This is a genomic window from Tabrizicola sp. BL-A-41-H6 (genome assembly GCF_050632395.1).
Classification (GTDB): domain Bacteria; phylum Pseudomonadota; class Alphaproteobacteria; order Rhodobacterales; family Rhodobacteraceae; genus JAUYQR01.
This window is the reverse complement of record NZ_CP192600.1, coordinates 4,021,022-4,044,451: the sequence shown is the minus strand read 5'-3', so window position 1 is coordinate 4,044,451 and position 23,430 is coordinate 4,021,022. Positions and strand designations below refer to the sequence as shown.

Here is a 23,430-nt window from a genome sequence, read left to right as displayed (position 1 = left end):
GCGGATCGGATACTGTGGCGGTTCCTGACGGAAAGCCCCGATGCCCGACGACCCAGACATCGTCATCCGCGCAAGCGGCCTGACCAAGGTTTACCGCAACGGGCCGGTAGAGGTGCACGCCTTGCGGGGCGTGGATTTTGCCGCCGTGCGGGGCGAATTCGTGGTGATCCTCGGGCCATCGGGCTCGGGCAAGTCAACGTTTCTCAATATCCTTGGCGGGTTGGATACGGCCTCGGCGGGTCGGGTACAGTTTCGCGACCACGAACTGACCGAGCTGGACGAGCGCGGTTTGACTCAATACCGGCGCGATCACGTGGGCTTCGTGTTCCAGTTCTACAATCTGGTTCCAAGCCTGACCGCGCTGGAAAACGTGGCGCTGGTGACGGAAATCGCGCGCAATCCGATGAAACCGGGTGACGCGCTTGATCTGGTGGGGCTATCGGCGCGGCAAGATCACTTTCCGGCACAGCTTTCAGGCGGCGAACAGCAACGCGTCGCGATTGCCCGCGCCATCGCCAAACGGCCGGAACTCTTGTTCTGCGACGAGCCGACCGGGGCGCTGGACAGCGCCACCGGCGTGCGCGTGCTGGAGGCGTTGACCGAAGTGAACCGGGCCGTGGGTGCGACCACGCTGGTCATCACCCACAACGCGGCAATCCGCGACATTTCTGACCGCACCTTGCGGTTTGCCGACGGCCGGATCGTGGAAACCGCGGTAAACTCCACCCGCAAGCGCCCGGACCAAGTGTCATGGTGATCGCCCCCCTGCGCCGCAAGGTTTTGCGCGATCTTGGCCGGCTATGGGCGCAGGTGCTGGCGATTGCGCTGGTGCTGGCGGCGGGGGTCGCGACGATGATCCTTGGCAACGGCGCACATGCCTCGCTTTCCGAAACCCGGGCGCGGTATTACGCGGACTACCGCTTTGCCGATGTGTTCGCCGACCTGACGCGCGCGCCTCTGGCGCTGCTGGGCGACGTGGCGGCAATCGACGGGGTGCTGCAGGCCGAGGCGCGGATCGTCAAGCTGGGAAGGCCGGAATTTCCCGACATGGTCGAACCCGCGTCGATCCTTCTGGTCTCGCTGCCGGTAAACCCTGACGCCGGGTTGAACCGGCTGCACCTGCGGCAGGGGCGGCTGCCCGAACCGCTGGCCTCGGACGAGATCGTGGTCTCCGAGGGGTTTGCCGCCGCGCACCGGTTGCAGCCGGGAACGACGGTGCCGGTAATCATGAACGGCAAGCGGCGCGACCTTGTGGTTACCGGGATCGCGCTGTCGCCAGAATTCATCTACGCGCTTGGCCCCGGCGAGATGATGCCCGACCCCCGCCGCTTCGGCATCGCCTGGCTGCCGCGCGCCACGCTGGAGGCGGCCTATGACCTTGACGGCGCGTTTTCCAACATTGTGCTGCGGCTGGCCCCCGGCACCTCTGAAGCGCGAGTGATCGAGGCGCTGGACCGGCTGACCGCGCCCTATGGCGGCAACGGGGCGACAGGGCGGAGCGAACAGATCTCGCACGCGTTTCTGGATGCCGAGTTGAAGCAGCTTGGCGCAATGGTGAAGGTGCTGCCGCCGATCTTCCTTCTGGTCGCAGCAATGCTGGTGCACATGACCCTGTCGCGCCTGGTGGCGCTGGAACGCGAGCAGATCGGGCTTTTGAAGGCGCTTGGCTATTCGTCGGGCAGCATCGCGGGGCACTACCTTGAGTTTGTGTTGTGCATCGCGGTGATCGGCTGCCTGATCGGCTTTGTCGCGGGCGCATGGCTTGGTGCCGGCATGGCGCAGCTTTACGCGCGGTTCTTCTCGTTCCCGTTCCTCGTCTTCACCCGCGACCCGCAGATCTATGTATTGGCCGCAGCAATCACCCTTGCCGCCGCGATCGGGGGGGCGCTGCAAACGGTACGGGGGGTGCTGAGGCTGGCCCCCGCAGTGGCGATGGCTCCCCCGGCCCCTGCCGATTTTCGCCGCAGGACGGGGTTGATCGCGCGACTGGTGCCGTTGCGCCAGACCGGGCGGATGATCGCGCGGCACCTGTTGCGCTGGCCGATGCGCAGCCTGTCCAGCATCATCGGGGTGGCGATGGCGGTGGCGATCCTGGTCGCGTCGCTGTGGTCTTTCGGATCGATCGACCACATGATCGACGTGACCTTTTCGCGCGCGGAACGGCAGGACGTGAAGATCGCCTTTGTCGGGGCGGAACCGGCATCGGCGGTGCAGGACGTGCGCCAGATGCCCGGCGTGATGGCAGCCGAGCCGTTCCGCGTTGCCAGCGCGCGGCTGTCGCACGGCGCGCGGTCAAAGAGGCTGGCCATCGAAGGCCGGCCAGCAAGCGCGCGCCTGTCGCGTGCGCTGTCGCCCGACCTTGTGCCAATGGCGATGCCCGGCGCGGGGCTGATCGTCAGTGAAGCGTTGGCCAATGCGTTGAACGTGTCGCGCGGCGATCTGGTGACGGTGGAGTTTCTGGAAGGCCGCCGCAACGTCGTGCAACTGCCGGTGAGCGGAATTTCGGTCGGCTATGTCGGGCTTGGCGCGGCGATGGAGATGGGCGCGCTGAACCGGGCGATGGGCGACGGCGCGCTGATTTCGGGCGTCAACGTCATCCTTGATCCGGCCGGGCAGGATGCGTTCTTTGTCGCCGCGCGGCAGGCGCCGAAAACCGGTTTCATGAACGTGACCGACCTGACCGTGTCGCGGTTCCGCGAGACGCTGGCAGAAAACATCACGGTGATGATCACCGTCTATGTCACCTTGGCCGGGATCATCGCGGTGGGCGTGGTCTACAATTTCTCGCGCATCGCGTTGTCGGAACAGGGGCGCGAACTTGCCAGCCTCAGGGTGCTTGGCTTCACGCAAGCCGAGGTGTCGGGCGTGATCCTGGGAGAGTTGGCCGCGGTCGTCCTCGTGGCGCAGCCCTTGGGCTGGCTGATCGGGCATGGCATCGGGCTGGCGATGGTCGCGGCGTTCTCGTCCGACCTTTACCGGGTGCCGTTCGTGATGGGGCGCGAGGTCTATGCGACTGCCAGTCTGATCGTCATCGGGGCGGCGCTTTTGTCCGGCGTCGCGGTGCGCGGCCGGATCAACCGCCTTGACATGATCGCCGTTCTGAAAACGCGGGAGTGAGCCATGCGACGCTATCTGCCTTTCATCGTTGTGGGCGCGGGGGTGCTGGCCCTTCTGATCTGGGCCTTCCTGCCCGAGGCCATTGCGGTTGAAACTGCCGCCGTCTCGCGCCGTGACCTCAGCGTCGAGATCGAGGCCGAGGGCGAGGCGCAGATCCGCGAGGTGTTCACCGTATCGGCGCCGATTGCAGGCAAGTTGCAGCGCATCGCCCTCCATGCAGGCGACACCGTGCGGGCAGGCGACGTGGTCGCGCGGATCGGACCGGCGGCACCGGCGCTGCTGGACAGCCGGTCGCGCGCGGTGGCCGAAGCCGCCGAAGCCGCCGCAACCGCCTCTGTAGATCTGGCCCGCGCGCAACTGGCGCAAGCCGACGCAACGCTTGAATATGCAGCAAGTGAGGCCGACCGCGCGCAGGCCTTATTTGACCGCGCGACCTTGTCGAAACAGCTTTTGGACAATGCCATACTGGCCCAGCGCACGGCAGAGGCTGCGGTTGCCAGCGCCAAGGCCAATCTTGCCGTGCGCGAACGAGAGCGTGACAGCGCGCGCGCCGTTCTGGCCGTAGGCGATGGCAAGGACACCTGCTGCATCGAGATAAACACACCTGTTGCTGGACGCATCCTGCGCGTCGTGACCGAGGACGAGCGGGTCGTGCAGGCCGGCACGCCGATCATTGAAATCGGCGATCCGGCTGCCCTTGAAATTTCGGTGGAGCTTTTGTCGCGCGATGCGGTGCGTGCGACGGTGGGGGCAGCGGCGCGCATCTACGGCTGGGGTGGGCCAGACCTCGAAGCGCGGGTGGAACGTATCGAGCCGGCGGCGGTAACCAAGGTCTCCGCCCTTGGCATCGAGGAACAGCGGGTCGAGGTGATCCTGTCCCTCAGCGGCGACCCCGAAGCATGGCAGGGGCTCGGACACGGCTTTCGGGTGCTGGCCGGACTGAGCGTGTGGGAGGGGAAGGACGTGCTGACCATCCCGGTCGGGGCGCTCTTTCGCGATGGGTCGGACTGGGCCGCCTATCTGGTGCGGGACGGCCGCGCGGTGCTGACCCGCATCGTGATCGGCGAACGCAACGACAATTTCGCCCAAGTTCTGCAGGGTCTGGAGGCGGGCGATCTTGTGGTGCTGCACCCAAGCGACGCAGTCACTGGCGGCGTTCGGGTGCGGGTGCTGCCCTAGTCAGGCCGTATCCTGCGCCAGAAAGAAGCGCAGCATGTGGCGCGATGCATCCGGGCCCAACGGGTCTGTATAGCTGGCACCCGGCGCGCCACCTGCCCAGGCGTGGCCCGCTGCGTCGATCTCCCACAACTCGGCCATCGGGCGCCCGGTTTGCGTGACATAGACCGTCTTGTTGAACCCCCGACCACCGTCAGACCGCCCCGTCTCGACCGTGGTTTCCAAGGCCGGCATCGCACCGATGGCTTGCGCGATCACGGCTGCGGCGTTGCCGGGGTGAACGGTGCCGTCGGCTGTGCCATGAAACACGATCGTCGGAACGGAGGTCTTGTGCGGCCTGCCCTGCCCGCCGCTGCGCATCGCGGAAAACGCCGAAGCCACGTCGCGGGCGCTGCCTGCGGGCAGACCGGAATGGGCGCCGACCGCGCTGAACACATCGGGATAGGCCGCCGCCGTCACCAACGCAGCGGCAGCACCGGCAGACAGTCCGGCAATGTAGATGCGCGTCGGATCGACCTGATGATTGGCACGAATCTCATTCGCAAGCGCGGCGAAACGGGCAGGTTCGCCCTTGCCGCGGCTCTGGTCTTCGGGGCGGAACCAGTTCCAGCATTTCTGCGCGTTGGCGCCCGTCGGCTGGGCCGGATAGGCGACGATCACGCCAAACTCCTCGGCCAAGGCGTTCATGCCGGTGCCGGTGGCGAAATCCTCCGGTGTCTGGGTGCAGCCGTGCAGCATGACGATCAACGGCATCGGCGCGGTGGCCTTGGCGGCGGGAATATAAAGACGGTATTCAAGACTGCCCTTTGCGGACGTATGGGTCAGCGCATGGAACTGCGCGCCAGCGGGCATCTGGCCCGCGTCGGCCAGCGGGCCACGCGCCGGCATCCCGCCAGCGGCAATCTTGCGCAGCGCCTCGCCCAGACCGGAACGGGCCGCGCCTTTGGTTGCTGGCCGCTTCGGCTTGTGGTCCCGTTTCGGTGCCGATCCGTCAAGCCGGGTGAATTCGCCCTCTATGACACCTTGATTTGGCGTCGCGTCCGGCAGCGGGGCCGCGTCTTCACCGCGCAGCAGTGACTGGATCAGGTCCGTCGCTTCCATCAGCTTCCCCGAGCGTGTCAGTTCCGTCGCACGGGCGATCCCGTGTTTGAAAATGCTGGTCATGTCCTGCCTCGGTCCTTATTTCATTCGGTCCGCAAGCGCGGCCTTGATGTCGTTGCCTGCCTGCAACGCCCCAAGCACGGAAAGTGATCCGATGCTACGGCGCGCAAGGTCGGGGGTTACATCCGCCGCGATGGTCGCAAGGCCCAGCACGCGGATGTCCAGCATCTCGCCCGCGGCCTCGGCGGCCGTCAGGTCTGCCTTGGTGATGTGGCGGATGCCAAGGTCCACGCTTTTGCGGGTTACGATCTGACGGACCACATCGGCGTGGCGGTCGATCTGGTTTCGAATGGCGGTGCGGATGAAATCGCTGCGGTTGGCGTAAAAGCCTTCCTGCACCAGCAGTTCGATCTGCCCAAGGTCGACGAAACCAAGGTTGATCGTCAGCTTTTCAGACTCCGGCCCCTTTGCCGACGGAACGACTGCAAGCTTAGGCACCATCAGCTCCATACCATCCACTTGGATGTTATATGGAGTTCCCCTTGCTCTGCACAAGACCAGTTACATCTGCCCAAACCGGTTGGGCGGCTTTCCGCGCGCAGTGGTCGCCACTTCAAACAGCCCGCCTTCCTGCGGCGCCGTCTGCAAATGCTCGGCGTTCATCGTGAAGCGGGCAGAGGTGACGAAAAGGCGGTCCAGCCCCGCCCCGCCAAAAGCGCAACTGGTGGGCCATGAACACGGCAGATCGTGGTAGGCGGCAAGCCTGCCATCGGTCTCAAGGCACGCCAGCGCATAGCCGCCTACGACGCGGGCGTTCCAGACCCTGCCTGCCGCGTCGGTTGTCGACCCGTCCGGCAGGCCACGCTCAAGGCCTGCCGCAAAGACCGCGCGCGGGCCAAGACCATCCGGGCCGATGCGGTATTGGTAAAGCGTGTTCTGCAACGTGTCGGCCACCACCAGCAGGTCCGGTTCCGGCCAGACCAGAGTATTGGCGATGCCGTAAAGGTCGTCAGCCATCTGGCGCAAATGGCCATCGGGGGCAAAGCGGTAGATATGCCCCGTTGCCCCGGGGATGTCCTTCGGGCTGTCATCGTCGCCGATGTTCTGGTGCATCGATCCGACCCAAAGCGCGCCATCCGGCCCGACCGCGCCTTCGTTCAACCGGTTCATCGGCAGGTCCGGCTCCACCTCGATCAGCGGTACCGGTTCACCCTGCCAATTCCATCGGCAGATATGGCGTTCGGAACACAGCATCGCGTCGCCGTCCTCGCGCAGCGAGATCGACGTGGGCCGAAACGGCAGCGGCCAAAGTCGGTGGTCACCCGTCACCGGGTCAAGCGCATGCACACGGCGGCCGATGATGTCGATCCAGACCAGCCGGCCCCGCCGATCATCCCACAGCAGGCTTTCGCCCACCATGTCCTGCGCGTCGAAGATCAGCCGCGCCGTCATGCCTGCCCGGCCCGCCGTCCGGCACGGCGTGCCTCCATCAGGCGGTCGCCTTCCTCGCTGCCGTCGTGCCAGGTGCCCATCCACTTGTCGATCGGCACCAACCCTTCGCCGTAGTTCACCTCGAAATACTTGTGGTGCAGGTAATGGGTAAAGGCATGGGTATCGACGCCCGCCTCCCGTCCCGTTTCGATGGTGTGAAAGCCGATATGCCCGACAGACGCGCCAAGCCCTGCATAGTGCAGATGAAAAAGCGCCAGCAACGGATGCGACCCGACCAGAAGGTGCAGCCCCGCGCCGGAAAAGTAGAGCATCAACTCGATCGGGTGCATCGACAGCGACGACCAGGGCGAAGGGTTCGTCGCCTTGTGGTGCCAGGCATGGACGCGGCGGTAGATCGCCGGCACATGCAACAGGCGGTGGACAAGGTAGAAGTGGACGTGGTGCACGAACGGCACCAGCAGCGCCAGCATCACCAGCCAGCCGGGGTTTTCAGCCCATGTCGACATGGGCGCCAGTCCGCTGGCAAAGGCCCACAGGATGAGCACCTCCCACGCCGACCAGATCGGCACGGCGAAAATGAAGGTTCGGGCCATGTTGTCGCGCGTCTGGCTTTTCCACCAGAATGCAGGGTTGGCGCGGTCTTCGGGAAAGGCGGGGTTGTATTTGAACCGCGTCCCCTGCCAGCGTTTGATGTAAAGCGGCAGTTCAAGCGCGCCGTAAAACAGGGCCGTCGCCACCGCGTTGCGCAGCACGATCCACGCGACCCAGCCCCAACTGAGGGTCGCCATCGTTTCCATCGACGGCGTCAACAGCCACCAGAACAGCGCGCCCGTGGCGAAGAACAGCACCGTCCACGGGTAGAAGTAGCTTGGCAGCCATTTCAGGAACGCAACCGGGCGGGGCGGGAAAACGAAGACCGGCGCGATTCCGGCACTTTTCTTCGGCCACCAATGGTTCCGCCTGTCGCGCCGCCCGGTCTTCAGTTCGTCCATGCCGATCCTCCCGCTTGCGCTTTGATTGAGTGCTAGTATGGTAGTAGGCGTCGATTCTGCAAATGGGAAAATCGTGGGCGCAGTTGTTGTCACAGGAGCCGCCAAAGGCATCGGTCGTGCCGTTGCCGAGGTGCTGGCTGCCGAGGGTCGTGATCTGGTTCTCGTTGATGTCGACAAGGCCGGGCTGGAAGACGTTGCTGCCGGCCTGACGGTCAAGCTGCGGCTGGTCGTCGGATCGGTGGCAGACACAGCCACAGCGAACGCTGCCGCCGAGGCCGCCCTGGCGCTTGGCGGCTGCACGGGCCTGTCGCACAACGCCGGCATACAGCGGTATGGCTCGGCTCTGTCCACCGACCGCACCACATGGGACGAGGTGATCGCGGTCAACCTCACCTCCGCCTACCTCATGTCACAGGCACTTATGCCGCAGATCGTGGCAGCAAAGGGTGCGCTTGTCTTCATGGCCTCGGTGCAAAGCTTCGCCACACAGGCAGGGGTGGCGGCATATACTGCGGCGAAGCACGGGCTCATCGGCCTTACCCGCTCCATCGCGGTAGATTTTGCCGAAGCCGGGGTCCGCTCGAACGCCGTTGCCCCCGGTTCGGTCAATACCCCGATGCTGCGCCATTCGGTCAACCTTGCCCCCGATCCCGCAGCCGTCTGGGCCGAGATCGACGCGATGCATCCCCTTGGCCGCCCCGCGCGGCCCGAAGAAGTGGCGCATGTGGTGGCCTTCCTTCTGTCCGACAAGGCCAGCTTCATCACCGGCGAAACGGTCCGCGTCGATGGCGGCCTCATGGCCCGCCTCGGCGGCAGCCCGAAGAAGGACTGACCCATGACCATCGCCGACATCCGCGCCACCACCGTCGCCGTCCCGCTGGAAGCACCGCTTCGCCACGCCGCCGGCGCGCATTGGGGCCGCTTCATCCGCACCGTGGTCGAGGTCGTTGGCGACGACGGGCTTTCCGGCTGGGGCGAACTGGGCGGCGGCGGCGAAAGCGCCGAGGCCGCGATCAAGGGCCTTTTGCCCTACCTCAAGGGCCACGATCCATTACAGCTGGAACAGCTGCGCTGGAAGATCATGAACCCCACCGGCAGCCTCTACAACAACCGCCTGCAACTCCATGCGGCGATCGAAATGGCCTGCCTCGACCTTGCCGGCAAGCGCCTTGGCGTGCGCGCCTGCGATCTTCTTGGCGGAGCCATCCGCGAGAAAATCCCTTTCGCCGCCTACCTCTTCTACCGCTACGAACAGGACGGTCGCGGCGGCGAGACAACACCCGACGACATGGCCGCCCACGCCCTCGACCTCAAGGCAAAGCACGGCTTCAAGACCCACAAACTGAAAGGCGGCCACTTCGCCCCCGACCATGACATCGCTGTGATGGAGGCTCTGGGAGACGCCCTCCCCGGTGACCGCCTGCGCCTCGACCCCAACGCTGCCTGGTCGGTAGAGGAATCCATCCGCGTCGGCCGCGCGATCGAACACCTGAACAACGACTACTTCGAAGACCCGACCTGGGGCCTAGAAGGCATGGCCCGCGTCCGCGACCGTCAGCCGATCCCGACCGCCACCAACATGGTCGTGGTCAACTTCGAACAGCTTGCCGTATCCATCCGCCACCGGATGGTCGACGTGGTACTGCTGGACACCACCTTCTGGGGCGGTCTTCGTCAGGCGCTCAAGGCAGGGCACGTGCTGGAAACCTTCCAGCACTCCGCCGCTGTCCATTCCTCGGGCGAGCTTGGCATCCAGCTTGCCTCGATGCTCCACCTCGGCGCCTGCCTGCCGAACCTCAACTTCGCCGCCGACGCCCATTACCACCACCTGACCGGCGACATCCTGAAAGGCGGCAAGCTGCCATACGTCGACGGTGCCATCGCGCTCCCAAAAGGGCCGGGGCTGGGGGTCGAGGTCGACCGCGACAAGATCGCCGAATACGCCGAACACTACGCCCGCGTCGGCGGCTACATGTACGACCGCGATCCGGGGCGTCCCGACTGGTATGCGATCTGGCCGGAACAGAACTGGGCCGATCCAGCGAAAAAGCGGGTCTGAGCGTGGCCGACGTCATCCTGAAGGATCTGGTCAAGATCTACGGGCGCGACATCGCTGTCCGTGGCATCGACCTGACCATTCCCGATGGTGCCTTCGTCGTGCTGGTCGGCCCCTCCGGCTGCGGCAAATCCACCACCCTTCGAATGATCGCGGGCCTCGAATCCATCAGCCACGGCGAACTGCGCATCGGTGGCCGCGTCGTCAACGACCTTGATCCGCAGGACCGTGGCGTCGCGATGGTGTTCCAATCCTACGCGCTTTACCCGCACATGACGGTGCGCGAAAACCTCGCCTTCTCGCTGAAGCTTGCCAAGGTGCCGGAGGCCGAGGCCAGCGAACGCATCGACCGCGCCGTGACCGCGCTGGAGCTTGGCCCCTACCTCGAACGCCGCCCGTCCGAGCTTTCCGGCGGCCAGCGCCAGCGCGTCGCAATGGGCCGCGCCATCGTCCGCAAGCCCGAGGTGTTCCTGTTCGACGAACCGCTGTCCAACCTCGACGCCAAGCTGCGCAACCAGATGCGGGTCGAGATCAAGCGCCTGCAACATCGGCTCAAAGTCACGACAATCTACGTCACCCATGACCAGGTCGAGGCGATGACGCTGGCCGATGTGATCGTGGTGATGAAAGACGGTGTGATCGCACAGTCGGGCAGCCCGCTAGAGGTTTTCGAACGCCCTGCCGACCGCTTCGTCGCCAGCTTCATCGGCACGCCGCAGATGAACTTCGTCGACGGCGTATTAAGCGATGCCACCACCTTCGAAGGCGGCGGTTTGACCATCCCGCTCGACCCCACCCGCTTCAACAGCCTCACCGCAGGCCGCCACGTCACCCTCGGCCTTCGCCCCGAAGACATCGTCCCCGAAGGTCACGGCCTGCGCCCCACCGGCACGGCTACCCTGCAAGCGACGGTCACCCTCAGCGAAATGCTCGGCAACGAGACGCTCTTGTTCGCCGAAACCGCCGCCATGCAATTCGTCGCCCGGATGCAGCAACCGCGTCCCGTGGCGGATGGAGACCGGCTGACGTTCCACGTCAACGCGGAACGCTGCCACCTGTTCGATATCGACACTGGAAAATCACTGGCCGTCTGAATGGCCAATTCTTGGGAGGGAATGATATGAAACTGTTGAAGATCGGTGCAGCGCTTCTGCTGACCGCCGCACCCGCCTTCGCGCAAAGCGAGGTGGAACTTTTCCACGACAAGGGCTTCTGGTCCACGCAGTTGCAAGCGGTGGGCGATGCCTGCGCGGCATCGGCAGGCGTCAAGATCGTCGAACGCCCCTATGCCAACGCCGAGCAGTACAAGGCCTTCATTCAGGCCGGTATCGCCAGCAATTCGCCGCCGAACATGTTCACCTGGTGGACGGGCTCCACCTTCAACGAACTGGTCGGCACCGGCCAGATCGCGCCCCTGACCGATGTCTGGGCCGAAATGACCGGAGACAAGCGCTTCCAGCCAGGTGCGGCAGACCTCTTCAAGGTCGATGGCGTGCCCTACGGCGTGCCGATGGTCATGGCGCGCTGGGTCGCACTTTACGACAAGCGCGTGTTCAAGGAATTGGGTCTCAATGAGCCGACAACCTGGGACGAGTTGATGGCCGATGCCGAGGCGATCAAGGCGTCGGGCAAGACCCCCTTCCTTGCCACCACGCAAGAAGGCTGGCGCGGCTTCATCTGGTTCCAGGAACTGATGCTCCGCACCAACCCCGAGGCCTACAATGGCCTCAGCGACGGTTCGGTCGCCTACGACAGCGAGCCGGTGCGGGCTGTGTTCAAGATGTGGTCCGACATGGCCGCGAAAGGCTACTTCAGCGATCCGCGTAGCACCGAAGAGGTCAACGATTTCGTGCGCGGCAAGGGTGCAATCTACCTGATCGGCGAATGGGCGGTCGGTCTTGTCACCGCAGCCGGCTTCCCGGCTGAGGAACTCGGCGTCTTCATCATGCCAAACGCAGCGGGCGTCGAGAAACCCGCAGTCATCGTCGAAGGCGGCCCGATCGTCGTCTCAACCGCTGGTGCTGCGGATGAGGCCACGATGAAAGCCCTGCGTTGCTGGGTGTCGAACGACGGCGCGAACGCCTGGGGCAAGGCCTCGGGCAACTACATCGGCAACGATGCCGCCGACGCGCCGAACGCCATCGTGGCCGAGGTGAACGCCGACATCGCCGCCGGGGGCCACGCCGCCTACCTGCGCTGGTGGGAAGCCGTGCCGCCCGCCCTGCAAGGCGAGATCGTCGCGGAATTCAACCGCTTCCTCCTCGACCCGACGATGGAAACCGCCGACAGCGTGATGGCCAACGTCCAGGCTCTGAACGCCGAATACTGGGCCAGCGCGCAGTAGCATGAGCCAGACGCCGGACACAGACGCAGACCTTCTCGCGCGGATCGGCCTCGGCCAGATCCGCGCCGACGAGGCTGCCCGGCGTCGCCGCGCCTTCCGGCGGGCGTTCCCCTTCGTCGCGCCCGCCGTCTTCTTCGTCGTCGTGTTCCTGCTGCTCCCGGTCCTTTACAACGTCTGGCTGTCCTTCGCAAAATGGCAGCGTTTCGCCGGGTGGGACCAATTCGCCGGCCTGTCGAACTACACCAAACTGGGCACCAACCCGTTCTTCGCCCAAGCGTTGCAGAACACGATGATCTGGGTCGTCGCCAGCATCGTCTTCCCCATCCTCTTCGGCCTTGCGCTTGCGCTTTTCTTCCGCCGGATGCCGGGGCAAGAGGCGTTCAAGACGATCATCTTCCTGCCCCGCATCCTTGCTCCCACCGCCGTTGGCGTGATGTGGTTCTACGTCTACGCCCCAGACGGGCTTTTGAACCGCGCCCTTTCGGTCTTCACCACCGATCCAGTCCAGATCGGCTGGCTTTATTCCGAAACAACCGTCACCGGCGCGATGATCGCGACCTTCGTCTGGCAGACCTGCGGCCTCGTCATGGTGCTCCTCCTCCTCGGCCTCTCCGCCATCCCGAAAGACCCGCTCGAGGCCGCCCGGATCGACGGCGCCCGCCCGTTCCAGATCTTCCGCCACATCACCCTGCCGCTCCTTGCACCTACGCTGGTGATGGTGACGATCCTGTCGGTCCTCGCCGGCTTCACCGTCTTCGACCTGATCTGGGTAATGGGCTCGTCCTACCCGCAACAGCGCACCCTGTCCCTCGCCGTCTTCATGTATTTCGAGGCGTTCCAGAAATCGTCATGGTCCTTCGGCGCGGCAGTGGCCGTCGTGATCGGCCTCGTCGTCCTCGTCGTCACATGGGCGCAGACCGTCTGGCAGGGCCGCGTCGAACGAAAGCTGCGTTGATGGCCGTCGATCTCTCCACCCTCGATTTCGACGCGATCATCCGGGCCGAGGCGCGCAAGAAACGCCGCGGCGTGTGGAAGGTCGCCCTGGGCGTGATCCTCGCCCTCGTCTGGGTGCTGCCGTTCTGGTTCCTCTTCCTCACGATCTTCAAGTCGACCGAGGAATACGCCTCCGGCAACCCGCTCGACCTGCCGCTGGGCATCGCACCCCTCTGGGACAACATCAGCCGCGCCTGGGATCTGGGTGGCATGGGCCAAGCCATGCTCAACTCCGCCCTCTACGGCGTCGTCGGTGCCGGATCGGCTGTCTTCATCGCCGCGATGGCCGCCTTCGCGCTGGCCCGGCTCGACCTGCCCCGCCGCGAGGCGTGGTTCCTCCTGATCTTCGCCGGCACGGTCTTTCCGTTCCAGATGTTCCTGATCCCTTTGTTCTTCGGCTACCAGTCGCTCGGCCTTTTGAACTCCCGCCTCGGCATGTGCCTGTTCTACACCGCCGTTTGCATCCCCTTTCCCGTGCTCGTCCTGCGCACCTACATGAACGGCCTCTCGCGCGAGATGGACGAGGCCGCGCGGATGGACGGCGCCCGTGAAATCACGGTGTTCCTGCGCATCGTCCTGCCGAACGTGATCGGCCCGATGGCGGCGGTGTTCCTCCTCCAATTCACCTGGGTCTGGAACGACCTCCTCTTCTCCACCATCCTCGCCAACCGCCCGGAAACCCGGTCGATCATGAATGCGCTTTTGGTGTTTCAGGGCAGCTACAGCCAGCAGGGGCCGAACATCGTGATGACGGGTGCGCTGATCGCATCCATCCCGACGGTCGTGCTCTTCTTCCTCCTCAGGCGGCATTTCATGGAAGGATTGCGCGTGTCATGAACCACCCTTTCCGCCCCGAAAAGACCGGCTCGCTGTCGCAGCAGCTTTATGAACACCTCTTCGACCGCATCTGCCGGTTCGAGCTCAGGCCAAACCAGAAGCTGTCGGAAGCTGCCCTGTCCGATTCCCTCGGCGTCAGCCGCACCCCCGCGCGCGAGGCGTTGGCGCGCCTTGCCGAACAGGGCCTCGTCGACATCCTGCCGCAACGTGGCACCCGCGTCGCCCCCCTCCGTCTGGCCGACCTGGAAACCTCGCAGTTCATGCGCGAGGCGCTGGAACTGGCGATCCTCCGCCGCGCGATGGAACAGACCGACCGCAGCGCGCTCCTTGAAGCCATGCGAAACGAGATCACCCTGCAACGTGCCTACGTCTCCGTTCGCGACAAGGCGCAGTTCTACGCCTCCGACAACCGCTTTCACGGCCTGATCGCCACCTTCGCCGGGTGCTCTCCCGTTATCCCCGAACTGACCCGCGCGAAACTCCACATGGACCGTTTCCGCCAGTTGATGGTCGAAGGCGTCGAAGACCTGCCGATGGTCATACGCCAGCACGAAGACCTCGTCACCGCCATCGAGACAGGCGACAAGTCCGCCGCCGAAGACCGTCTGCAAACCCACCTCCGCCGCATCTTCGCCTACGTCGACGAAGCCCGCGCCCGGTTCCCCGAATATTTCGAAGAGGCCGCGTCGTGACCACCCGCGCCTTTTCATGGGCGCATGGCGCGGGTGAAATCCAAAGCCTTGGCGGTATGCTTGGCCCGGTCACCTTCCGTCTGCCGAACGGGCGCAAAGCCGCCCCCTTCCAGATCGCCCCGTGGGCGGACGAACCACAGGCGGTGTCCCTGCCCGGCATCCTGCAACGCCTGCGCGGCGAATGGCCCTGCGTGCCGTTCGGTGCCGAACGCGACGTGCCGCTTTCGGGTGATTGGGCCAGCCTGACCAACACGTCACCCGACGGGCTGCCCCCTCACGGCCACGGATCGAACGGCCACTGGGCCTTCGACAACGACCTGACGCTGCACATCGACTACCCCGCCGACCATCCCATCGCGCGGCTGGAACGGCGCATCACACCCGACCCTTCCGCCCCGGCGATTGACGTGACCCTCACCGTCCATCCACGCCGCGACGTGGCTCTTCCCATCGGCTTGCACCCGACCTTCCGGGTGCCAGACGCCGGTGTCGTGATCGAGACCACCAGCGGCGGCATGACCTTCCCCGCCCCCGTCGAACCGGGCGTTTCCCTGCTGGCCGAAGGCGCACGCTTTGCCGCGCCCAATGCGGTGCCGCTTCGTGATGGCGGGAAAATCGACCTGACCCACCTGCCTCTGCCCTTCGCTACCGAGGAACTCGTTCAATTGACCGAACCGCAAGGCCGCGTGTCCCTGGCCTACCCCGCCGAAGGCTTCCGCGTGACGATGACATGGGATGCCAGCCATTTCCCCGGCCTCATCATCTGGGTATCGAACCGGGGCCGCACCGCCTACCCTTGGTCGGGCCGGCATCAGGCCGTGGGACTGGAGCCCGTCTGCGCCGCCTTCGACCTTGGCCCGCGGGTCTCCACCGCCGCGAACCCGCTGTCGTGCAAAGGCCAGCCCACGGCCCGCCAGTTCCACGCGGGCCGACCCTTCACCACAACCCTTTGCATCAGCGCCACGCCGCTTTGATGCCAGCTCAAAGGAACACCCATGCGCCTTGATGGAAAGATTGCCGTCGTCACCGCCGCAGGCCAGGGCATCGGCCGGGCCTGTGCTGAGGCGCTTTTGGCTGCCGGTGCCACGGTCCACGCCAGCGACCTGCGCGCCGATCTTCTGGCAAACTTCGGCGGCAGCACCACCGCGCTCGATGCCACCGACTCCGCCGCAGTGAACGCCTACTTCGCCGGGTTCGACAAGATCGACGTCCTCGTCCACGCCGTCGGCTACGTCCACCAGGGCACGATCGAGGAAACCTCCGACGCCGATTGGCGTCGCTCCTCCTCGATCACCCTCGACAGCGCGTTCTACGTAATCCGCGCCGCGATCCCCAAAATGGCGCGCCCCGGCGGCAGCATCGTCACCATCGCTTCGGTCGCCTCCTCGATCCGCGGCTTCCCGAAACGCACCGCCTACGGCGCCGCCAAAGCTGGCGTGATCGGCCTGACCAAGGCGGTCGCGGCCGACTACCTCAAAGATGGCATCCGCGCCAACGCCGTCTGCCCCGGCACCATCGACAGCCCTTCCCTGCGCGAACGGGTCGAGGCGCTGACCGCCACGATGGGCAGCCGCGAGGCCGCGTGGAAATTCTTCCTCGACCGACAACCCACCGGACGGCTTGGCACGGTGGAAGAGGTGGCGGCGATGGTCCTCTTCCTCGCCTCCGACGCGGCCAGCTTTGTCACGGGCCAAGCGATGGCGGTCGATGGCGGCATCACGGTCTGACCCGATGAACGCCGAGCCTGACCTCGACGCGCGCTGCCGGGCGCTGGTTGCGGACCTTGGCCTTGGCACGGCGGCAGAGGTCGCCTCCGTCACGCACCTGACTGGCGGCGTGGCCTCCGACATCGCCCGCGTCGTCGTGCATGGCACCAGCTACTGCGCCAAATTCGCCCTCGCCCGGCTGCGTGTGGCCCAGGACTGGCGCGCGCCCGTCCACCGCAGCCGCGCAGAATGCGCATGGTTGTCACGGGCGGGTGAGATCGTGCCGGGAATTGCCCCGAAGGTCGTAGGCTACTCGGACCCGTTGCAAGGTTTTCTGATGGAGGATGTCTCCGGCCCCGACATCTACCTGTGGAAGACCGCCATGCTCTCCGGCGCCTCGCGGGGCGAAGAGGCCGCGCTGGTGGCCGCCCCGCTGGCGCAGATCCACGCTGCCGGCGCCGCGCCCGGTTTTGACCGCCACCCCTTCCGCAACGCCGCCGATTTCCGCGCGATCCGCACCGATCCCTACCTGCGCGCCACCGCCGCACATCACCCGGACCTCGCCCCCCGCTTGCTTGATCTGGCCGATGCCATCGACGCCGCCACCACCACGCTGGTGCACGGCGACGTCAGCCCGAAGAACATCCTGGTCCGCACCGGCGCGCCCGTCTTTCTGGATGCCGAATGCGCCACGATGGGCGATCCTGCCTTCGACGTCGCCTTCTGCATCAACCATCTCGCGCTCAAGGCCGCTCACCTGCCGGCCAACCGCCAGCCGCTTCTGGCAGCGATGCATGCCTTCTGGGCCAGCTACGCCAGCGGTATCACATGGGAGGACGCAGGGGCGCTTCAGGCCCGCGTCGCCACCCTGCAACCCGCGCTGATGCTGGCCCGGATCGACGGCAAGTCTCCGGTGGAATATCTTGACGACGCCACCCGTGCGCATGTGCGCCACATTGCCCGCGCGCTGATCCTTGATGCGCCCGACACCATTGCCACCCTGACCGCCCGCCTTGAAAGGACGCTGACCCCGTGACCGACCGCACCATCACCGGCCTCGCCGCCCGCCGCGTCTGGGACAGCCGTGGCCACCCGACCGTCGAGGTCGAGGTGGCGCTGGCCTCCGGTGCCACGGGCCGCGCCATCGCCCCCGCCGGCGCCTCACGCGGCAGCCGCGAGGCGGTGGACCTGCGCGATGGCGGGGCAAAGCTGAAAGGCCTGGGGGTAGATCTCGCGCTGGCCAACCTGCGCGGTCCGGTGGCCGAGACGTTGTTCGGGATGGACGCTGTCAATCAGTCCGCAGTCGACGCGGCCCTCATCGCGCTCGACGGCACGCCCACGAAATCGCGCATCGGCGGCAACGCGACCGTCGCCGCCTCGCTGGCCGTGTTGCAAGCCGCCGCTGCTGCCAGCCACCAACCGCTCTGGTCGCATCTGGCCGCGACGCTTGGCACGACGCCCAGCGTTCCCTTGCCCGAAATCCAGATTTTCGGCGGCGGCGCCCACGCCGGCAGGCGGGTTGACGTGCAGGATTTCATGGTGATGGTTCCCGGCGCCACCAGCTTTGCCGAGGCGCTGGAGGTCACGGCTGAAATCTACCACGCCGCAGGCGCGATCCTTGCCGCCAAGGGCCGCAGCGGCGGGGTGGCCGACGAGGGCGGCTGGTGGCCCGATTTCCGCACCAACGAAGAGGCGATGGATACGCTGATTGAGGCGATCACCAAGGCCGGGGAAACCCCCGGCAAACGAGTGGTCATCTCGCTCGACATCGCCGCATCGGAACTTTACCGCGACGGGGTCTACCGCCTTGGCCTCGAAAAGCGCAGCCTCACGACCGACGGGATGTGCGACTACCTTGGCGGCTGGCTGACCCAATACCCCATCGTCTCGATCGAAGACCCCTTGGCCGAAGGCGACACCGCCGGTCTTGTGGCCTTTACCACAACCCACGGCAACCGCGTGCAGGTCATCGGCGACGATGCCCTTGTCACCAATGCCGATCTCGTGCGCCAACTGGCCACCGCAGGTGCTTGCAACGCCGTCCTCATCAAGGTGAACCAGACCGGCACCGTCACCGGCGCGCTGGAGGCGTTCCGCGCCGCCCGCGCGCTGGGTTGGGGCACCATCGTTTCAGCCCGGTCGGGCGAGACCGAGGATGTCGCGATCTCCCACCTTTCCACCGGGCTTGGCGCGGGGCAATTGAAGGTCGGCTCCTTCGCGCGGTCCGAACGGATGGCCAAGTGGAACGAATGCCTGAGGATCGAAGAGGTGTTGGGGCCAAAAGCCTTCGTCGGGGGTGCGCCGCTGGCGGCGACGTGGTGGCAGGGCTAGCGCCCCGCCTGCCATGCGGCAATCCAGTCCAGCGGGTAAAGCAGCATTATGATGTTCAACGCCAGACCATCGCGGATCACCCAGATCGTCAGCGCCTCGAACGTCAGCGCAATCGCCACCGTCGCCCAGACCGGCAGCTTCGACGCCAGCCAGAATCCGACGATCATCGCCAGCACGTCGGCCACCGTGTTCAAAACTGAATCACCGTAATAATCGAGCGAGATCGTCACCGACCGATAGCGTTCGATCACCGCGTCAGAGTTTTCCACGATCTCCCACAGGCATTCGACCGCCGTGGCAATCGCCAGCCGCCAGCCGAAACTCAGCCGCCGCGCCACCAGCCAGAGCAGCCCGAAGAACACAAAGCCGTGGATGATATGGCTGGGCGTGTACCAGTCGGACAGGTGCTGCGAGTTTTCCGAACTGACGACCTGCCCGTGCCACAGCTTGATGGTGCCGCATTTGCAGATCGGTTCGCGCCCGAGCCACAAAAGCCAGACGGCGGTCAGAAGAATGATCGCCAGCACGACCAGCAAGGGAGGGATGCGTCTTGTCATGCGGCGCAGGGAATCACGCGCTGGCGCAGCCGTCCAGAGAAATGCCGCTTGGATGGCGAGGGCTGATCCAGACCGTCGCCGATCTCCCACATGGACAAGCGGTCTGGCCTGCCTATCTTGCCTCCGGAGGGAGATCGCGCATGACGGCATCGAACAAGTTCCGCTTTGGCCCGACACGTGGCGAGTTGTGGTTCTGGCTTGGCATCAGTGCCGCAGGGTTCTGCCTGATGGGCTTTGCCTTCTGGCTGCGCGGCCTGCCACAAGGCATCGCGATTGCCGAAGTCGCCGGGATCGCCAGCATTGTCTTCGGCTATCTGGGCGGGCGGTCGGTGAAGCGCCTGATCCGGAGCGAACATCCCTAGACCGGCAGGTGCAGCGCGACGCGGCCCTGCCCGGTCAGAAGCCATGCGTCGCGCCCTTCGATCACCACAGCCGACAGCGGGCCGCCATAGGCAGCGCCCGAATCGAGGTTCAGGCGGTTGCCGTAATGTGTGGCCTGATTGATCGCCGTGTGGCCGTGAACGATCAATGGGCCGAAACTGGTGGTGTCCGACAGGAACGGCTCGCGGATCCAGACAAGATCGGTTTCGACCTGATCGTCCAGCGCCACGCCGGGGCGGATGCCGGCATGGACAAATGCCGCGTCGCCCGCGCGGTGCAGGGTCGGGCGGGCGTCCAGAAAGGCGCGGTGCACCTCGGGTACCGCAAGGATCGCATCGGCATGAACCTTCGCGATCGGGCGGTCCGCCGGGCTGCGCACACCGTAGGAGGCAAGCGTCTCGGCCCCGCCGAGCTTTGGGTGCAGCCATGCAAGATCGGCGCGCAGGCCCGGCTCGGGATCGACCGGGTCGCGCAGGAAGCGGCTGAACATCCGGTCGTGGTTGCCTTTCAGCACGACCCAGTCCTCACCCGCCGCGATGCCGCGTGCAAGGTAGTCGATGACCCCGGCAGAGTTCGGCCCCCGGTCGACAAGATCGCCGACATGGATCACCTGCCCCGCGCCGTGACGCGCCATGTCCCCGCTGATGCGGTCATGCGCGGCCTTCAGCAGATCGATATGGCCGTGGATATCGCCAATGGCGTAGAGGTGCATCTGGTCAGCCTTGCGCCTTTGGGGACGCGCCCGGAGGGTTTCACACCCTCCGGACCTCCCGTGGGATATTTGTCGAAGAGGAAGCCGGGGGTCAGGCGACCTCGAACTGCAGCGCCTTGACCTGACTGAACATGCCGGTGCCTTCCAGCGTCTCGATCACCTTGGGGTCGATCTGCTGGTCGAGGTAAAGGATCGCGATAGCGTCCTGCCCGACGCCCGACCGGCCCAAGGTGAAGTTCGCGATGTTGACGTTGTTCTTGCCCATCGTCATGCCCAGAAGGCCGATGATGCCCGGTACGTCCTCGTTGGTGGTGTATAGCATGTGGGCACCGATCTCGGCGTCGATGTTGATGCCCTTGATCTGGATGAAGCGCGGCTTGCCATCCGAAAAGCAGGTGCCCGCCACGGACCGTTCGCGCTTGTCCGTCACCATCGTCACCTTGATGTAGGCGTCGAACACCCCGGTCTTTTCCTGCCGGGTGGTGGAGATCTGGATGCCCTTGTCCTTTGCCACGACGGGGGCGGAGACGAGGTTCACGTCGGGGTTATGTGCCTTCAAGACCCCGGCAATCACCGCCTGATTGAGGGCGGCCAAGTTCATCCCCGCGACCGTGCCGTCGTAAAGAATGTTGATCGCCTTGATCGGTTCGTCCGTCATCTGCCCGATGAAGGCTCCAAGATGCCCGGCAAGCTTGATCCACGGCCCCATGACCGCAGCCTCTTCCGCGGTGACGTTCGGCATGTTCAACGCGTTCTGCACAGCGCCGGTCAGCAGGTAGTCAGACATCTGCTCGGCAACCTGCAGCGCCACGTTTTCCTGCGCTTCGGTGGTGGAGGCGCCCAAGTGCGGCGTGCAGACCACGTTCGGCAGGTTGAACAGCGGCGACTCGGTCGCGGGTTCGGTTTCGAACACGTCAAGCGCCGCCCCGGCGACATGGCCCGACTTCAGCGCCTCGGCCAGCGCCGACTCGTCGATCAGCCCGCCCCGGGCGCAGTTGATGATCCGCACGCCCTTCTTGGTTTTCGCAAGGTTCTCCGCCGACAGGATGTTGCGTGTCTTGTCGGTCAACGGCACGTGCAGCGTGATGAAATCGGCCCGCGCCAGCAGCTCGTCAAGGTCCACCTTGGTCACGCCCAATTGCTTGGCACGCTCTTCCGACAGGAAGGGGTCATAGGCCACCACCTTCATGTGCAGCCCCACCGCACGGTCGCAGACGATGCCACCGATGTTGCCGGCGCCGATCACGCCGAGGGTCTTGTTGAACAGCTCCACACCCATGAAGCGGGACTTTTCCCACTTGCCAGCCTGCGTGGAGGCGTTCGCCTCAGGCAGTTGCCGCGCCACCGCGAACATCATCGCGATGGCATGTTCGGCGGTGGTGATCGAGTTGCCGAACGGCGTGTTCATCACGATCACGCCCTTCTTCGAGGCCGCCGGAATGTCGACGTTGTCGACCCCGATCCCGGCCCGGCCCACGACCTTCAACCGGGTGGCACCGGCGAGCAGTTTTTCGGTGACCTTGGTTGCCGACCGGATCGCCAGTCCGTCATACTGCTCGATCACCGCGGCAAGCGCGTCCTTGTCCTTGCCAAGCTTCGGCATGTAGTCGACGTCGATCCCTCGGTCGCGGAAGATCTGCACGGCGGTTTCAGAGAGTTCGTCAGAAACGAGAACCTTGGGGGCCATGATCGGCTCCTTTATGAATGAGTGTTCAGGAAGGACGGGCCGCGTCAGGCGGCCGCGGCCAGGCTCGCTATTTCGGCGTCAAAGGCGTGGGCAATCCAGGGCATCAGCGCCTGCACATCCGACGTCTCGACCGTCGATCCGCACCAGATCCGCAAGCCGGGCGGTGCGTCACGGTAGGCGCCTACGTCGAAGGCCACGCCCGCCTTTTCCAGCCGCTTGGCAACGGCCTTGGCGAAAGTCTCGCCATCGGTGATGCGCGGATCGGTGAACTTCAGGCAGACGCTGGTGGTCGACGCGATATCGGCCGTCTCGGCCAGATTGGCGATCCACGGGTTCGCGGCGCAGAACTCCCAGACGACCTTGGCATTGGCCGTTGCACGGTTGACCAACCCTTGCAGGCCGCCCACCGATTTCGCCCATTTCAGCGCGACGAGGTAATCTTCAACCGCCAGCATCGACGGCGTGTTGATCGTCTCGCCGACGAAAATCCCCTCTATCAACTTGCCCTTTGAGGTCAGCCGGAAAATCTTTGGCAGCGGCCAGGCGGGCGTATATGTTTCCAGCCGTTCCACCGCGCGGGGCGACAGGATCAGCATCCCATGCGCGCCCTCGCCGCCCAGCACCTTCTGCCAGGAGAAGGTTGTCACATCCAGCTTGTCCCACGGCAGGTCCATCGCAAACGCAGCGCTGGTGGCATCACAGATCGTCAGACCAGCGCGGCTGGCCGGAATCGCATCTCCGGTCGGCAGGCGGCAGCCCGAGGTCGTGCCGTTCCAGGTGAACACCACGTCGCGGTCGAAATCGACGGTCGTGAAATCCACAATCTGCCCGTAGGGCGCGACCTGCACCTTGGCATCCAGCTTCAACTGCTTGACGACGTCCGTCACCCAGCCTTCGCCAAAGCTTTCCCAGGCCAGCATCTCCACCGGGCGGGCACCCAGAAGCGACCACATCGCCATCTCGACCGCGCCAGTATCAGACGCAGGAACGATGCCGATGCGGTAGTCCGCAGGCACGCCCAGTATTTCACGGGTAAGGTCGATCGCCTCTTTCAGCTTGGCCTTGCCGATGGCGGCACGGTGCGACCGCCCAAGGGGCGCGTCGGCAAGATGATCAAGGGAAAAACCGGGGATCTTGGCGCAAGGGCCAGAAGAGAAGCGCGGATTTGCCGGGCGCTTGGCCGGTGGGGTCAGATCTGTCATGGTAGCCTTCCAGCTAAAAGCCCTTCGTTGGGGAAGGGTGTCCCAAGGCCGCGTTTAACGGCTCGCCGGGGGTGGCACAAGCGGAAAAATCGTC

At 65.3% G+C, this 23,430-nt stretch carries 23 protein-coding genes; 15 read left to right on the top strand and 8 right to left on the bottom strand.

Annotated features, from left to right (window positions below):
* Window positions 1-40 precede the first annotated feature (40 nt).
* Genes ACROUL_RS19900 through ACROUL_RS19890 form a run of 3 tightly spaced genes read left to right on the top strand, consistent with a single transcriptional unit; the run spans window position 41 to window position 4,296 of the window.
* On the top strand, window positions 41-757 hold the full coding sequence (locus tag ACROUL_RS19900) for an ABC transporter ATP-binding protein (protein ID WP_431301162.1): 717 nt from the start codon (window positions 41-43) through the stop codon (window positions 755-757).
* Window positions 751-3,117, top strand: coding sequence for an ABC transporter permease (locus tag ACROUL_RS19895; protein WP_431301161.1), 2,367 nt, complete (start codon window positions 751-753; stop codon window positions 3,115-3,117). The genes ACROUL_RS19900 and ACROUL_RS19895 overlap by 7 nt, the downstream gene beginning before the upstream one ends.
* Window positions 3,118-3,120: 3 nt before the next feature.
* Window positions 3,121-4,296: an efflux RND transporter periplasmic adaptor subunit gene (locus ACROUL_RS19890; RefSeq protein ID WP_431301160.1), complete on the top strand. Its 1,176-nt coding sequence runs from the start codon at window positions 3,121-3,123 to the stop codon at window positions 4,294-4,296.
* Here ACROUL_RS19890 and ACROUL_RS19885 read toward each other — a convergent pair whose 3' ends face one another.
* From ACROUL_RS19885 to ACROUL_RS19870, 4 genes are all read right to left on the bottom strand, one after another.
* Complete coding sequence (locus ACROUL_RS19885; protein ID WP_431301159.1) at window positions 4,297-5,457, bottom strand: extracellular catalytic domain type 1 short-chain-length polyhydroxyalkanoate depolymerase; 1,161 nt, start codon at window positions 5,455-5,457, stop codon at window positions 4,297-4,299.
* Between the two features lie 15 nt (window positions 5,458-5,472).
* On the bottom strand, window positions 5,473-5,892 hold the full coding sequence (locus ACROUL_RS19880) for a CopG family transcriptional regulator (RefSeq protein ID WP_431301158.1): 420 nt from the start codon (window positions 5,890-5,892) through the stop codon (window positions 5,473-5,475).
* Window positions 5,893-5,955: 63 nt separating this feature from the next.
* Complete coding sequence (locus ACROUL_RS19875) at window positions 5,956-6,846, bottom strand: SMP-30/gluconolactonase/LRE family protein (RefSeq protein ID WP_431301157.1); 891 nt, start codon at window positions 6,844-6,846, stop codon at window positions 5,956-5,958.
* A complete protein-coding gene (locus tag ACROUL_RS19870) occupies window positions 6,843-7,838 on the bottom strand; it encodes a sterol desaturase family protein (protein WP_431301156.1) in 996 nt (331 codons plus the stop codon). The genes ACROUL_RS19875 and ACROUL_RS19870 overlap by 4 nt, the downstream gene beginning before the upstream one ends.
* A gap of 73 nt (window positions 7,839-7,911) precedes the next feature.
* On the opposite strand from ACROUL_RS19870, the gene ACROUL_RS19865 reads away from it, so the two are divergent.
* From ACROUL_RS19865 to eno, 11 genes are read left to right on the top strand one after another with little or no spacing between them, the layout of a single operon-like run.
* Window positions 7,912-8,670 carry an SDR family NAD(P)-dependent oxidoreductase gene (locus ACROUL_RS19865; protein WP_431301155.1) on the top strand — a complete coding sequence of 253 codons (759 nt, stop codon included), beginning with the start codon at window positions 7,912-7,914 and terminating at the stop codon, window positions 8,668-8,670.
* Between the two features lie 3 nt (window positions 8,671-8,673).
* Window positions 8,674-9,897 carry an enolase C-terminal domain-like protein gene (locus ACROUL_RS19860; RefSeq protein WP_431301154.1) on the top strand — a complete coding sequence of 408 codons (1,224 nt, stop codon included), beginning with the start codon at window positions 8,674-8,676 and terminating at the stop codon, window positions 9,895-9,897.
* A 2-nt stretch (window positions 9,898-9,899) separates the two neighbouring features.
* Window positions 9,900-10,988, top strand: coding sequence for an ABC transporter ATP-binding protein (locus ACROUL_RS19855; protein ID WP_431301153.1), 1,089 nt, complete (start codon window positions 9,900-9,902; stop codon window positions 10,986-10,988).
* Window positions 10,989-11,014: 26 nt separating this feature from the next.
* The gene (locus tag ACROUL_RS19850) at window positions 11,015-12,238 is read left to right on the top strand and encodes an ABC transporter substrate-binding protein (RefSeq protein ID WP_431301152.1); all 1,224 of its coding nucleotides are present in this window, start codon (window positions 11,015-11,017) and stop codon (window positions 12,236-12,238) included.
* A gap of 1 nt (window position 12,239) precedes the next feature.
* The gene (locus tag ACROUL_RS19845) at window positions 12,240-13,193 is read left to right on the top strand and encodes a carbohydrate ABC transporter permease (protein ID WP_431301151.1); all 954 of its coding nucleotides are present in this window, start codon (window positions 12,240-12,242) and stop codon (window positions 13,191-13,193) included.
* Complete coding sequence (locus ACROUL_RS19840) at window positions 13,193-14,068, top strand: carbohydrate ABC transporter permease (protein WP_431301150.1); 876 nt, start codon at window positions 13,193-13,195, stop codon at window positions 14,066-14,068. Before ACROUL_RS19845 ends, ACROUL_RS19840 begins: the two co-directional genes overlap by 1 nt.
* Entirely contained in the window at window positions 14,065-14,760 is a 696-nt protein-coding gene (locus ACROUL_RS19835) for a GntR family transcriptional regulator (protein ID WP_431301149.1), read from the top strand. The genes ACROUL_RS19840 and ACROUL_RS19835 overlap by 4 nt, the downstream gene beginning before the upstream one ends.
* On the top strand, window positions 14,757-15,734 hold the full coding sequence (locus ACROUL_RS19830) for a hypothetical protein (RefSeq protein ID WP_431301148.1): 978 nt from the start codon (window positions 14,757-14,759) through the stop codon (window positions 15,732-15,734). Before ACROUL_RS19835 ends, ACROUL_RS19830 begins: the two co-directional genes overlap by 4 nt.
* A 21-nt stretch (window positions 15,735-15,755) precedes the next feature.
* Entirely contained in the window at window positions 15,756-16,487 is a 732-nt protein-coding gene (locus tag ACROUL_RS19825) for an SDR family oxidoreductase (protein WP_431301147.1), read from the top strand.
* Window positions 16,468-17,502: a phosphotransferase family protein gene (locus ACROUL_RS19820; protein WP_431301146.1), complete on the top strand. Its 1,035-nt coding sequence runs from the start codon at window positions 16,468-16,470 to the stop codon at window positions 17,500-17,502. Before ACROUL_RS19825 ends, ACROUL_RS19820 begins: the two co-directional genes overlap by 20 nt.
* Window positions 17,499-18,797, top strand: a complete 1,299-nt coding sequence (gene eno, locus ACROUL_RS19815; protein ID WP_431301145.1) for a phosphopyruvate hydratase — start codon at window positions 17,499-17,501, stop codon at window positions 18,795-18,797. The genes ACROUL_RS19820 and eno overlap by 4 nt, the downstream gene beginning before the upstream one ends.
* Here the strand turns inward: eno and ACROUL_RS19810 are convergent.
* Window positions 18,794-19,354 carry a DUF2585 domain-containing protein gene (locus ACROUL_RS19810; protein ID WP_431301144.1) on the bottom strand — a complete coding sequence of 187 codons (561 nt, stop codon included), beginning with the start codon at window positions 19,352-19,354 and terminating at the stop codon, window positions 18,794-18,796. The genes eno and ACROUL_RS19810 overlap by 4 nt on opposite strands.
* Before the next feature lie 140 nt (window positions 19,355-19,494).
* Here ACROUL_RS19810 and ACROUL_RS19805 point away from each other — a divergent pair, with 140 nt between their 5' ends.
* Window positions 19,495-19,716 carry a hypothetical protein gene (locus tag ACROUL_RS19805; protein ID WP_431301143.1) on the top strand — a complete coding sequence of 74 codons (222 nt, stop codon included), beginning with the start codon at window positions 19,495-19,497 and terminating at the stop codon, window positions 19,714-19,716.
* Here the strand turns inward: ACROUL_RS19805 and ACROUL_RS19800 are convergent.
* From ACROUL_RS19800 to ACROUL_RS19790, 3 genes are all read right to left on the bottom strand, one after another.
* Entirely contained in the window at window positions 19,713-20,447 is a 735-nt protein-coding gene (locus tag ACROUL_RS19800) for a metallophosphoesterase (RefSeq protein ID WP_431301142.1), read from the bottom strand. The genes ACROUL_RS19805 and ACROUL_RS19800 overlap by 4 nt on opposite strands.
* A 91-nt stretch (window positions 20,448-20,538) precedes the next feature.
* Window positions 20,539-22,134 carry a phosphoglycerate dehydrogenase gene (gene serA, locus ACROUL_RS19795; RefSeq protein ID WP_431301141.1) on the bottom strand — a complete coding sequence of 532 codons (1,596 nt, stop codon included), beginning with the start codon at window positions 22,132-22,134 and terminating at the stop codon, window positions 20,539-20,541.
* Between the two features lie 44 nt (window positions 22,135-22,178).
* Complete coding sequence (locus ACROUL_RS19790; protein WP_431301140.1) at window positions 22,179-23,336, bottom strand: phosphoserine transaminase; 1,158 nt, start codon at window positions 23,334-23,336, stop codon at window positions 22,179-22,181.
* Between the last annotated feature and the right edge of the window lie 94 nt (window positions 23,337-23,430).

Bases quoted from the DNA above. Each gene is read 5' to 3' on its own strand.
- ACROUL_RS19850 (WP_431301152.1), top strand. From the start codon at position 11,015: ATGAAACTGTTGAAGATCGGTGCAGCGCTTCTGCTGACCGCCGCACCC.
- ACROUL_RS19890 (WP_431301160.1), top strand. From the start codon at position 3,121: ATGCGACGCTATCTGCCTTTCATCGTTGTGGGCGCGGGGGTGCTGGCC.
- ACROUL_RS19810 (WP_431301144.1), bottom strand. From the start codon at position 19,354: ATGACAAGACGCATCCCTCCCTTGCTGGTCGTGCTGGCGATCATTCTT.
- ACROUL_RS19875 (WP_431301157.1), bottom strand. From the start codon at position 6,846: ATGACGGCGCGGCTGATCTTCGACGCGCAGGACATGGTGGGCGAAAGC.
- ACROUL_RS19895 (WP_431301161.1), top strand. From the start codon at position 751: ATGGTGATCGCCCCCCTGCGCCGCAAGGTTTTGCGCGATCTTGGCCGG.
- ACROUL_RS19800 (WP_431301142.1), bottom strand. From the start codon at position 20,447: ATGCACCTCTACGCCATTGGCGATATCCACGGCCATATCGATCTGCTG.
- serA (WP_431301141.1), bottom strand. From the start codon at position 22,134: ATGGCCCCCAAGGTTCTCGTTTCTGACGAACTCTCTGAAACCGCCGTG.
- ACROUL_RS19825 (WP_431301147.1), top strand. From the start codon at position 15,756: ATGCGCCTTGATGGAAAGATTGCCGTCGTCACCGCCGCAGGCCAGGGC.
- ACROUL_RS19805 (WP_431301143.1), top strand. From the start codon at position 19,495: ATGACGGCATCGAACAAGTTCCGCTTTGGCCCGACACGTGGCGAGTTG.
- ACROUL_RS19820 (WP_431301146.1), top strand. From the start codon at position 16,468: ATGGCGGCATCACGGTCTGACCCGATGAACGCCGAGCCTGACCTCGAC.
- ACROUL_RS19840 (WP_431301150.1), top strand. From the start codon at position 13,193: ATGGCCGTCGATCTCTCCACCCTCGATTTCGACGCGATCATCCGGGCC.
- ACROUL_RS19860 (WP_431301154.1), top strand. From the start codon at position 8,674: ATGACCATCGCCGACATCCGCGCCACCACCGTCGCCGTCCCGCTGGAA.
- ACROUL_RS19870 (WP_431301156.1), bottom strand. From the start codon at position 7,838: ATGGACGAACTGAAGACCGGGCGGCGCGACAGGCGGAACCATTGGTGG.
- ACROUL_RS19900 (WP_431301162.1), top strand. From the start codon at position 41: ATGCCCGACGACCCAGACATCGTCATCCGCGCAAGCGGCCTGACCAAG.
- ACROUL_RS19885 (WP_431301159.1), bottom strand. From the start codon at position 5,457: ATGACCAGCATTTTCAAACACGGGATCGCCCGTGCGACGGAACTGACA.
- ACROUL_RS19845 (WP_431301151.1), top strand. From the start codon at position 12,240: ATGAGCCAGACGCCGGACACAGACGCAGACCTTCTCGCGCGGATCGGC.
- ACROUL_RS19835 (WP_431301149.1), top strand. From the start codon at position 14,065: ATGAACCACCCTTTCCGCCCCGAAAAGACCGGCTCGCTGTCGCAGCAG.
- ACROUL_RS19790 (WP_431301140.1), bottom strand. From the start codon at position 23,336: ATGACAGATCTGACCCCACCGGCCAAGCGCCCGGCAAATCCGCGCTTC.